This window comes from Actinokineospora sp. UV203, from assembly GCF_056323665.1.
Genome location: NZ_CM150484.1, coordinates 1,227,147 through 1,237,151, shown reverse-complemented (window position 1 = coordinate 1,237,151; position 10,005 = coordinate 1,227,147). Strand labels below are relative to the sequence as shown.

The following is a 10,005-nucleotide window of genomic DNA, read 5'->3' as shown; positions in this document are numbered from 1 at the left end:
CCGGCCGGAGTGTCGGGTGGTGGTGTCGTGACCAAGTCCGCCCCGCCCGTTCCCTTGTCCCGCAACCGCGACTACACCCTGCTCTGGGCGGGCCAAGCCTGCGCCGAAGTCGGCTTCAGCGCCTCCATGATCGCCTTCCCGCTCCTGGTCCTCGCCCTCACCGGGTCCGCGGCGGCCTCCGGGCTGGTCCTGGCCGCCGACGCCGTCGCGCAACTCCTGGCCGGGCTGCCCGCGGGGGCGCTGGTCGACCGCTGGAACCGCAAGCTCGTCATGCTCACCTGTGAGGCGGTCCAAGCCGCCGCTCTCGCCAGCCTGGTCGCCGTCGTGCTGTGGGACGTGGCGACGGTCCCGCACCTCGTCGCGGTCGCCGCCGTCCTGGGAACGTGTCGCGCGCTGTTCGAACCCGCCGAAGACGCCAGCCTTCCGTCGCTGGTTCCCGATGCCCAACTCGCCACCGCCATCGCGATGAACGGTGCCCGGTCCTCGGTCGGGCAGATGGCGGGCACCGCGCTGGGCGGCGTCCTGTTCACCGTCGCCCGCTGGGTCCCGTTCCTCCTCGAACTCGTCACCCACCTCGTCGCGTTCGTCGCACTCGCGTTCGTCCGCCTCCCGAGGCGGACAGCGGCGACGGCCGCGCCCCCCGACCTGCGGCGCGAGATCGCCGAGGGCCTGCGGTGGGTGTGGCGGCACCCGGAGATCCGGGTGACCGCAGCGTGCGCCTTGAGCCTCAACTTGTTCTTCAGCGCGTTCTACCTGATCGTCATCGTGCTGGCCGACCGGCGGGGCATTCCGGCGGGGCAGATCGGCGTCATGGCGGCGATGCTCGGTGTCGGTGGCATCGCGGGCTCACTGATCGCGCCCTACCTGCACCGCACCCTGAGCCCGTACCTCTCCATCGTCGGTGTCTTCTGGGCTCTGACCGCACTGGCCCCCATCGCGCTCGTCGTCGACAACGGCTACCTCATGGGAGCCCTGTTCGCGGGCATGGCCCTGCTGGCGCCCACCGCGAACACCACCATCACCACCCACCAACTCCTCCTCACCCCCGATCCGCTGCGCGGCAGGTTGAGCGGCGTCATGAACGTGGTCGTGGGCGCCGCCGCCGCGCTCGGCCCGGCACTCGGCGGCCTCCTCGTCGAGGCGGTCACCGCCGACTGGGCCGTCCTCGTGTGCGCGGCAGGCATGGCTGCCGTGACCGTGTTCGTCACCGCCAACCCAACCCTTCGGCACTACCCCGAAAAGGAAGGAACCCCAGAGTGAGAGACGACATCACCTACCAGGTCCTCATCAACGACGAGGAGCAGTACTCATTGTGGCCCGCCCACCGCGAGATCCCCTCGGGCTGGCGTGCGGAGGGCACCACCGGCAGCAAGGACGAGTGCGGTGCCCACGTGGACCGAGTCTGGACCGACATGCGTCCCAAGACGTTGCGCGAGCACATGGACGCCACCTGAGCGATGGCGCTGCCCCCACGGAGCCAACTCCGCGGGGGCAGTGCCCCTGAGTATGCGAATAGTTACATACCGACAAATAGGCCGGGTTGGTTATTTCGGATCGTTCCGCGCTTATTTGTGACATCCTGTCGCCGGAATTCGATCATCACTAATGGCGAATGTCACGCGTTGCACATGGCCGATCACCGAAGTTTATTTTTCGCGTATTTGGTGGAATGAAACACGCGCGGGCGCCGCGTCGACACAGAAGGCATGACGCGGAGCGATCAGCAGGCGCCCGAAACCCTCGCAACGATGCAACCAACCCGAGTCCGACTGCTTGTGTTGAACCACCAGCAGATGGTGCGGGAGGGGCTGCGCGCGATGTTGGCGAGCCGCTCGTCGATCGAGGTGGTCGGGCTCGCGGAGGACTGCTCGGGCGCGATCGAGGCCATGGAGCGCCTCCGGCCCGACGTCGTCCTGCTCGACATCAAGTTCGGGCACGGCGTCGGCCTGGAGATGTGCCGGGACATCCGCGAGCGCTGGCCCGCGACGAAGGTCATCATCCTGACCACGCACGAAGCCGAGATGCACGTGTTCGAGGCGCTGCGTGCGGGCGCGCGCGGCTACCTGCTCATGGGCATCCGGGTCGAGCAGCTGATCCAGGCGATCGAGGGTGTGTGCGACGGCGAGACCGTCCTCGACCAGGCGCTCGGCGGCAGTCTGGCGCTGCAGGCGGCGCAGCGCGGCGGGGCTCACGATTGGCCCGGCGCGCGGGTGGGGCTCTCGCGCCGCGAATCCGACGTGCTGCAGGAGATGTCCCGGGGTCGGGACAACGCCGACATCGCCAGAGCGCTCTACATCAGCGAGGACACGGTCAAGACGCACGTGAAGGCGATCTTCCGAAAGCTCGGCGTGCACGATCGCGCGCACGCCGTGGCCATCGCCCTGCGCTACCGGATCGTCCGCTGACCACACCGACGCGACGCCCCCTCGACCCCCCGTTGCCGGGGAACCGAGAGGGCGTCGCGTTCGGCTATCGGTGTTGGATCAGATGCGCTGACGAGCCAGGACTGAGCGCCGGGCGATGAAATAGACCAGCACATCGTCCGCTGACCGCGCTACCGGATCGTCCGCTGACCACACCGACGCGACGCCCGCTCGACCCCCCGTTGCCGGGGAACCGAGAGGGCGTCGCGTTCGGCTATCGGTGTTGGATCAGATGCGCTGACGAGCCAGGACTGAGCGCCGGGCGATGAAATAGACCAGCACGGCGAAGGCGAGCAAGCCGCCACCGAGGAGCAGCCCGGTACCGGTCGCCATCGGGATCGGATCGACAGTCGGGGTGCAGCTCGACGACGCGATCGTGATCGTTTGGCCGTTGAGCAAGGTGATGAAGATGGCGTCGACGGTCAGGGTGCCGTCCGGCCCGGTGGTCTGCCGGTTGAGCACGACGGACGCGATCGCGGGATCGAGGACGGTCACACTGGTGTTCGGGGCCGCGCTTGACTCCAGTGTGATCGGAGCCAGCAGGCCTGTGGTGATCTGACCGCCCACGATTGAGGAGTCACCGCTCACCAGGCCGGTGACCGGGTCGATCGTGCATCTCGAACTCACCGTGGTGGCACTGAGGGTCGAGATTCCGCTCAGCGTCGCATTGACGTTGTTGACGGTGGAAGTGGCCCCGGTCGTCGTGGCGGTGGTCTGCAGCAGCCCGGTGGTCACCAGTCCGGCCACGTTGGCGCTGGCCAAGCTGTCCGGGGCGCAGGGGCCGGGGGTACACGAGCTGGCGGCGAAGGGGCCCGAGACGACCAGTCCCCCGGTTCTCAGGCCGAACGAGCTCGTCGAGCCCGCTGCCGCATTGGCGATTCCGGCGGTGCCGAAAAGACCGATGATTGCCAGGCCGGCGACGAGTGTGGCGCGACCCCCGCGAATTGTTCTGATGGTCATGTAAAGCCCTCCCACGCTTCGAAGTCGCGGCCTTTGGATGGAACTGGTCGCGGTATTGACGCTAGGCTTCGCGCCCGTCCGTGGCTGCGGCAAAACCTCCCCTCACGGGGTTAATTCCGCCGGAAAATCACCGCACGGCGAACAGCAGTCCGTCATAAGTGGTACCCGCGGGCGTGAAGTGGCCCGGGTCGAGAAGGGCCTCGCGGGCGAGACCGGCCGTCGCTTCGGTTTTCGGGTCGAGCACAACGAAATTGGCACGAACGCCCGCCAGGTCCGCCCGAAGCGTCGCGAGGTCGCCCGGCGTCGAGATGATCACCAGCCGCCTGCGCAGTTCCGTGCCGACGTAAGGGTGGGTGAACAGCAGCGGATTGCGGTCGGGGATCGCGACAACGGAGCCCCGCGGCGCGTCGGCGAGGTCGGTGTAGTCGGTCCACGGGAAGCGCGTGTCGTACCGGGTCGCCTCGTCGGCCTGCAGCAGCCGCACGGCCTGGCCCGGCGAGAGCGGGTCCGTGCCGGTGGCCGACAGGTATGTCGGGGAGACCGACCACCACATCCCGATGCCGACGAGGACGACCACACCGGCGTGGAGCACGCGTTCCCAGCGCCCGCCCAGCCACCGCGTCGCCAGGACGAAACAGACCACGCCGAGCCCGACGAAGAAGATCGTGAACCGAGACCACCAGGACGCGGGCTGCAGCATCAGCAGCACGCAGAGCGGGATCAGCAGGCCGAGCAGGTACACGGCTCGGTCGCGCAGGAAGCCGAAGACCATCACCAGGATCGCCGGACCCAGCAGCAGCCACTGCGGACCGAACCCGCCGAGCCGCTGGTCGTAGAGGAACGGGTGCGCGAACAGGTCGGCGGTCCACGACTGGAAGATCTGGGTCAGCGGCGGCAGTTCGGCGAGCTCCGGCGGGACGTTCCCGCCGATGACCAGCTGCTGGACCGACCCCTGCCCCTGGAAGAACGGGATGGTGACCGGCCAGAGGGGATTGCCGTAGGTCACCAGGTTGCGCAGATACCAGAAGCCGCCGACCACCACCGCCGGGATGAGCAGTGCGAACAGCGGCGCGACCGCCCACCGGCCGAAGCGCTGTCGGACCGCCACGACCCGCGTGGCCGCGGGCGCGGGTGCGGTCAGCACGGTGGTGCCACCGCCACCGCCCGAGCCGCCCGACCCGTTCGCCGGTCCGCCGGTCGAGTCGAGTGGCGGGGCGATCGGTTCCGGTGGGCGGAGCGCCCGCCAGAGGCTCAGCAGGACAAGGACCGCCATCAGGACCGCGATGACCGCGCCCAGCACGTTCGACGACTTGGTGCCGAGCATCATGCCGATGGCGAGTCCCGAGACCAGGAAGTGCGGGACAAGGCTGCGCGGCGACTCGCCGCGCAGGTCGTACGCCGAGAGCACCAGCTGCCAGGTCACCAGCACGGTCGCGCTCGCCGCGATGTCGACGTAGCCGGTGCCCACCTGCAGGAACACGATCGGCGTCGCGGCGAACAGCAGTCCGGCGAACAGCGCACCCGACCGGCGGGCCCCGGCGTTCGACGCGATGCCGACGACCGCGGCGACACCCATGGCCGCGAAGAGGAACTGGGTGAGTCCCGCGAGCCACATGCTGTGCAGGAAGGTCGCGCTCCACGCCGTGATCAGTTCGGCGTTCTGCGGGTACACATCGGCGAAGACCGACTGCGGCGAGTGCGTCACCGCCTCGTGCTGAACCCAGTTGTCCACCGAGATCAGGTGGTAGGCGTTGCCGTCCCAGTCCATGACCGGGAACCGGACCGCGATCGCCAGCCGCCAGAGGTACTGCGCGAGCACCAGCAGCCCCAGCACGAGCAGGACCGGGTGTCGCCACGGCCGGCGGGCCGCGCGACCCAGTGCTCCCCACACCGCGCGACCGGATCTGCGAGCCGTGTCGCGGCGCAGAGTCAGGCTCCAGAGCACCTGGAGGACCGCAAGCGTGCCCGCGGCGAGCGCGAGCGGGGTGGGCCGAAGCTGCCCGGCCAGGCCGACGCCGAGGACGAGCAGGCAGAGCTGGGCGGCCAAGACGACCAGCCAGGCCGACACGGTGTCCACGGTCCGGCGCAGGCCCAGCGACAGCGTGAACCGCCAGCTCCCCACGACGACGGCCGCGGTGGCGGCCAGCAGCAGCGTCACGGCCTACCACCTGACCGGGCCGGGATGGGCTCGACTCCGACCCGCTTGGTCTTCTCCCAGCCGGTCTCGCCGCGCAGCATGCGGCGCAGCGCCCCCCAGACGGCGGCGTAGCCGATGTAGGTCACCGCGATGAGCAGGTGCGACAGCCCGACCGCGCGGAGCAGGCCGATGGCGCGGTTGCGGCGCAGGTAGATCAGGCCGAACGCGACACTGGGGGAGAAGGAGATGATGTACCACGCGAGCGCCCGGACCGCTCGCGCCCAGCCGTCGTCACCGAAAACGCCGCCGCCCGTGATGAGGTTGCGCACGATCTCCAGCAGTCCGAAGTGGAACAGCACCGACCACGGCAGCATCAGCAGCCACGGGATCGACAGGTACAGGCTCAGCTCGAGCACGGCGGCATGGCTCATCCGGCGGGAGCGCCAGATCTCCGGCAGCCTGCGCGCGCACACCATGTGCCCCTGGAACCACCGCGTCCGCTGGCGCAGCAGCCGCGACATCTCCGGTACCGCCTCCTGCTCGACCGACGCCTCGATGGTGCTGGTCAGGCGCCACCCGTCGAGCAGCAGGGAGATCGTCAGGTCGAGGTCCTCGGTGAGCGAGGACGACCACGGTGGCCGGTTGAGGCCCAGCAGCGCCGAGAGGCGGGCAAACTGGCCGTTGCCGCCGAGGCTGACCGTGCCGGTGCGGATCCGGCCGATCTGCGCCACCGCCGACACACCCCAGAACTCGAAGTCCTGCATGGTGGTGAGCAGCGACTGCCGGTTGCGGATGCGCACCGCGAGCTGCGCGCCGCCGACCCGTTCGTCGTCGAAGAGCCGGGCCACCTCGCGCACCGCCCCGGTGGACAGCCTGCCGTCGGCGTCCATGACGCAGACCAGGACCTGCTCCGGATCGAGCCCGCGCCGCCGCACGTCGGCGACGACCTCGACGAAGCCCGCGTTGAGCGCCGCGCCCTTGCCCAGGCGGGCCTCGGGCAGCGTGCGCCGCACGACCACGGTCCGCGCGCCGCCCGCGGCTCTCGCGGCCTCGGCGGTGGTGTCGGCAGACCCGTCGTCGATTATTACGAGCCGCAGGTCGGGCGACTGCGCCACCAGCGCGCGCACTGTCGCCCCGATCACGGCGGCCTCGTCGAGCGCCGCCACCATGACGTAGGTCTGGAACGCCGACGCCGTGTCGGTGTGCGCGGCCTCTTCGTCGTACCGGTGGCCGGACTGGTGTCCGACCCGGTGGCCGTTGCGGCGGAATTCAAGGACTCCGGCCAGGATCGCGCCGAAACAGTAGAGCAGACCGAAACCGACCACGATCAGGGCGAAGCCGCCGACAAGCTGGTCGATCACGGCTCACTCACCGGCCTGCGGTCTCGGGCGAGCACCCAGAGATAGACCAGCAGGGCCATCGCAACGCCGAAGACCGTCATGGTCGAGCCCGCCGCCTCGTGGCTGAGCACGTAGCCCGCGCGGTGTCCCCACTGCGAGCTGGCCAGGACGATGACCACCACCCGCAGCAGGTTGACCACGACGATGAGCAGGCAGGCCAGCGCGAGCGCGGAGAAGATGCGGCGCAGCCGGAACCGCGGGGCGAACAGGGCGAGGAGTGTGCTGCCGAGAAGGAAGGCGAGCAAGACGATGAGCGCGCTGCACTCGGCGGTGATCTCGAACCCGCGCTCCACCGGGCGGCCCACGAACACCCGGGCCTCGGGGGGATAGGCGAAGACCGGGGCGACGAGGAGGCGGTCGGCCAACCAGGCCGCCGCGGTGGCCTCACCGCCCCGGAACGGCGTGCGGATCAGCCAGCCGGCGACACCGACGGCCACGAACAGCGCGGCCCACATGAGCCTGCCCGCCCGTTGGACGGCGGTGAGCTCGCGGGACGGAGGACGTGACCACGGCACGGCGTCACTCGCCTTCGCCGCGCTGGACCAAGCTGAGCCGGAGCAGGACCAGACCCGCGATGAGCGCGAGAACCCCGGCCAGAGACCACAACAGCACATCGGCGCCCGTGGCGGCGAGCACTCCCGCGGCCGTTCCCCCGCCGGCTACCGGTCCTACTCCGTTGTACCCCATTTTGTTGTCTCTCTTGATCGGTGAATCGAAGTTCCCCGGGATCAACGTTAGGCCGGTCGGCGGCCCAAAACGCTTCAGCGGCCTCGAATCTCACCCCACGAGGGGAGGGGCGAAGTCACGCGGCCGTTCGGTGGTGCCCAGCAGCCATCCGGCCGCGTCCGCGCACCGCTGCGCGGCGTGCCCGTCGCCGTACGGATTCACCGCGTGGGCCATCCGCCGGTAGGCGGCCGGGTCGGTCAGCAGCCCGTGCGCGGCCGCCACGATCACCTCGGTGTCGGTGCCGACGAGCCGGGCCACGCCCGCGTCGATGCTCTCCGTGCGCTCGGTCGTCTCCCGGGTCACCAGGACCGGTATGCCGAAGGCGGGCGCCTCCTCCTGGATCCCACCGGAGTCGGTGACCACCAGATGGGCGCGGGCGAGCAGCCGGGCGAACGGGCCGTAGGGCATCGGTCCGGGCATCAGCACGTTCGGCCTGCGCCCGACCGCGGTCTCCAGGACCCCGCGCACGGCGGGGTTCATGTGGGCGGCCAGGACGATCCCGATGTCGGGGTGCAGGTCGGCGAGTCGGGCCACGGCCACGCCTACGCGCCGGATGGGCTCGCCCCACGATTCCCGGCGGTGCGCGGTCACAACCACGACGCGGTCGCCGGAGGCGTCGAGCCGTTCCAGCTCGGCGCTGCCGTACGCGCGGCGCCGTGCGCTCGCGGTGTGTAGGGCGTCGATGACGGTGTTCCCGGTCAACACGACCGTCTCGGCGGGCGCTCCCTCACGGAACAGGTTCGTCGCCGCGGAGACGGTCGGCGCCAGGTGCAGTGCGGCGATCTGGCCGACGAGCCTGCGGTTGCCCTCCTCCGGGAAGGGCGCCGTCAGGTCGTGGGTTCGCAGGCCCGCTTCGACATGGGCTACCGGGATTCGGCGGAAGAATCCGGCGAGGGCACCGCACAGTGTTGTCGCCGTGTCGCCCTGGACGACGACCAGATCGGGCCGCACGGCGGCGAGCGCCGAGTCGAGGGAGCGCAGCAGGGTCGCGGTCAGCTCGGCGACGCCACGGTCGGCCCGGGGGACGGCGAGGTCGATGTCGACTTCGAGGCCGAACAGGCCAAGGACTTCGTCGATCACCGCCCGGTCGTGCTGACCGGTGACGATGACGGTCACGTCGGCCCAGCCGCTCTCGCGCAGGGCGACGACGACCGGGGCTAGTTTGATCGCTTCCGGCCGAGTCCCGAGCAGGACCGCGATCGCGCGCGAGTGCGTCATCACCAGCACGGTAGGAGCCTTGCCTGCCGGGCACCGGGGACGGCTGGGTTAGTTGCCCTCTGGGGGTGAGAGTCACCCCGCGAAACAGCCCGCCTGGCGCGCTGGGCGCCAAGCGGGCCGCTCGACATCAGGAGATGTGCGGACAGGTGGAGCGCCACTCCTCGATCGCGGAGCCGCGCGCGGGCGGCGGGCAGAGGAACTGCTCGTAGCGGGTGTCGTTGTCGATGAAGCGCTTGAGCCACGAGATGATGTACTTCGCCAGCGTGGTGTCAGCGGAGTTCGGGTAGAAGTGGCTCGCGCCGTTGGCCTCCAGGTACGCCTTCTCCGGGGCGCTGGTCAGCGACTGGTAGAACGGCTCGGCGTGGCTGCTCACCGGGGCGATGGAGTCGTTCTCCGCGCCCACGATGAAGGTCGGCACGCGGGATTCGCCCCAGGTCTTGTCGGTGTTCCACGGCGTGATCGGCACCGCGGCCTGCAGGCTCGGCCGCTTGACCGAGGCGTCGAGCGAGCCGCCGCCTCCCATGGAGTGGCCCATGACGCCGAGGCGGGTCGGGTCGATCCGGGTGCGCACGGTGCTGCGCTGGGTCAGGTAGTCCAGGGCAGCGAGCAGTTGGTCGCCTCGGGAGGCGGGCTGGTCGTAGACGCTGTTGGTGTCGATGATGAACACGACGAAGCCCTGGGAGGCCACGCGCGGGCCGAGCCAGGCCAGCGAGTCCTTGCTCGCGGTGTAGCCGGGGGAGACGGCGACCGCGCCGAAGGTGCCCTGGGCGGTGCTCGTCGGATAGTAGATGGAGCCGCCGCCGAAGCCCGTCACCGAGTACCTGGAGACGGTGGTCTCCGCCGTGGCGAAGTAGCCGCGGGTGGCCTCGATGCTGGAGTTGGACGGGGCGGGGCCGCGCTCGTACGGGTTCTCGGCCGCTTGGGCGGTTCCGGAGACCACGCCGAGCGTGGTCGCGGCGGTGATCGCCAAGGCGAGGCCCGCGAGGGATTTCTTGTTTCGGCGCACTGCTTCGTACTCCTTTGTCGAAGAGGCTGTCGACTGGACGCGGGAGCCAGCATCGGCGCGCTCGGAGCGTGGGCGCATCGGCGAAACCACCAGGGTTGTGAAACAAATTGTCATGGTGTTTCATCAAAGGTCGAG

Annotated in this window: 10 protein-coding genes; 3 read left to right on the top strand and 7 right to left on the bottom strand. The window is 69.9% G+C overall.

Going from position 1 to position 10,005, the window contains the following annotated elements:
- Window positions 1-27: 27 nt before the first annotated feature.
- The 3 genes from ACUZ2Y_RS05510 to ACUZ2Y_RS05500 all read left to right on the top strand — a co-directional run bounded on the left by ACUZ2Y_RS05510 (window position 28) and on the right by ACUZ2Y_RS05500 (window position 2,405).
- Window positions 28-1,260 carry an MFS transporter gene (locus tag ACUZ2Y_RS05510; RefSeq protein ID WP_476327545.1) on the top strand — a complete coding sequence of 411 codons (1,233 nt, stop codon included), beginning with the start codon at window positions 28-30 and terminating at the stop codon, window positions 1,258-1,260.
- On the top strand, window positions 1,257-1,454 hold the full coding sequence (locus tag ACUZ2Y_RS05505; RefSeq protein ID WP_476327543.1) for an MbtH family protein: 198 nt from the start codon (window positions 1,257-1,259) through the stop codon (window positions 1,452-1,454). The genes ACUZ2Y_RS05510 and ACUZ2Y_RS05505 overlap by 4 nt, the downstream gene beginning before the upstream one ends.
- Window positions 1,455-1,748: 294 nt before the next feature.
- On the top strand, window positions 1,749-2,405 hold the full coding sequence (locus ACUZ2Y_RS05500; RefSeq protein WP_476327541.1) for a response regulator: 657 nt from the start codon (window positions 1,749-1,751) through the stop codon (window positions 2,403-2,405).
- 246 nt (window positions 2,406-2,651) lie between these two features.
- On the opposite strand, the gene ACUZ2Y_RS05495 is transcribed toward ACUZ2Y_RS05500, so the two are convergent.
- The 7 genes from ACUZ2Y_RS05495 to ACUZ2Y_RS05465 form a co-directional block, all read right to left on the bottom strand.
- Window positions 2,652-3,476, bottom strand: a complete 825-nt coding sequence (locus ACUZ2Y_RS05495) for a hypothetical protein (RefSeq protein WP_476327539.1) — start codon at window positions 3,474-3,476, stop codon at window positions 2,652-2,654.
- Window positions 3,477-3,510: 34 nt separating this feature from the next.
- Window positions 3,511-5,541 carry a hypothetical protein gene (locus ACUZ2Y_RS05490; RefSeq protein WP_476327537.1) on the bottom strand — a complete coding sequence of 677 codons (2,031 nt, stop codon included), beginning with the start codon at window positions 5,539-5,541 and terminating at the stop codon, window positions 3,511-3,513.
- The gene (locus tag ACUZ2Y_RS05485; RefSeq protein ID WP_476327535.1) at window positions 5,538-6,881 is read right to left on the bottom strand and encodes a glycosyltransferase; all 1,344 of its coding nucleotides are present in this window, start codon (window positions 6,879-6,881) and stop codon (window positions 5,538-5,540) included. Before ACUZ2Y_RS05485 ends, ACUZ2Y_RS05490 begins: the two co-directional genes overlap by 4 nt.
- Window positions 6,878-7,435 (bottom strand): archaeosortase/exosortase family protein, encoded by a 558-nt coding sequence (locus ACUZ2Y_RS05480; RefSeq protein ID WP_476327533.1) that lies wholly within the window; start codon window positions 7,433-7,435, stop codon window positions 6,878-6,880. The genes ACUZ2Y_RS05485 and ACUZ2Y_RS05480 overlap by 4 nt, the downstream gene beginning before the upstream one ends.
- 4 nt (window positions 7,436-7,439) lie before the next feature.
- Entirely contained in the window at window positions 7,440-7,607 is a 168-nt protein-coding gene (locus tag ACUZ2Y_RS05475; protein WP_476327531.1) for an LPXTG cell wall anchor domain-containing protein, read from the bottom strand.
- 90 nt (window positions 7,608-7,697) lie between these two features.
- Window positions 7,698-8,864, bottom strand: a complete 1,167-nt coding sequence (wecB, locus tag ACUZ2Y_RS05470; protein WP_476327529.1) for a non-hydrolyzing UDP-N-acetylglucosamine 2-epimerase — start codon at window positions 8,862-8,864, stop codon at window positions 7,698-7,700.
- A gap of 127 nt (window positions 8,865-8,991) precedes the next feature.
- The gene (locus ACUZ2Y_RS05465; RefSeq protein ID WP_476327527.1) at window positions 8,992-9,948 is read right to left on the bottom strand and encodes a poly(ethylene terephthalate) hydrolase family protein; all 957 of its coding nucleotides are present in this window, start codon (window positions 9,946-9,948) and stop codon (window positions 8,992-8,994) included.
- Window positions 9,949-10,005 lie beyond the last annotated feature (57 nt).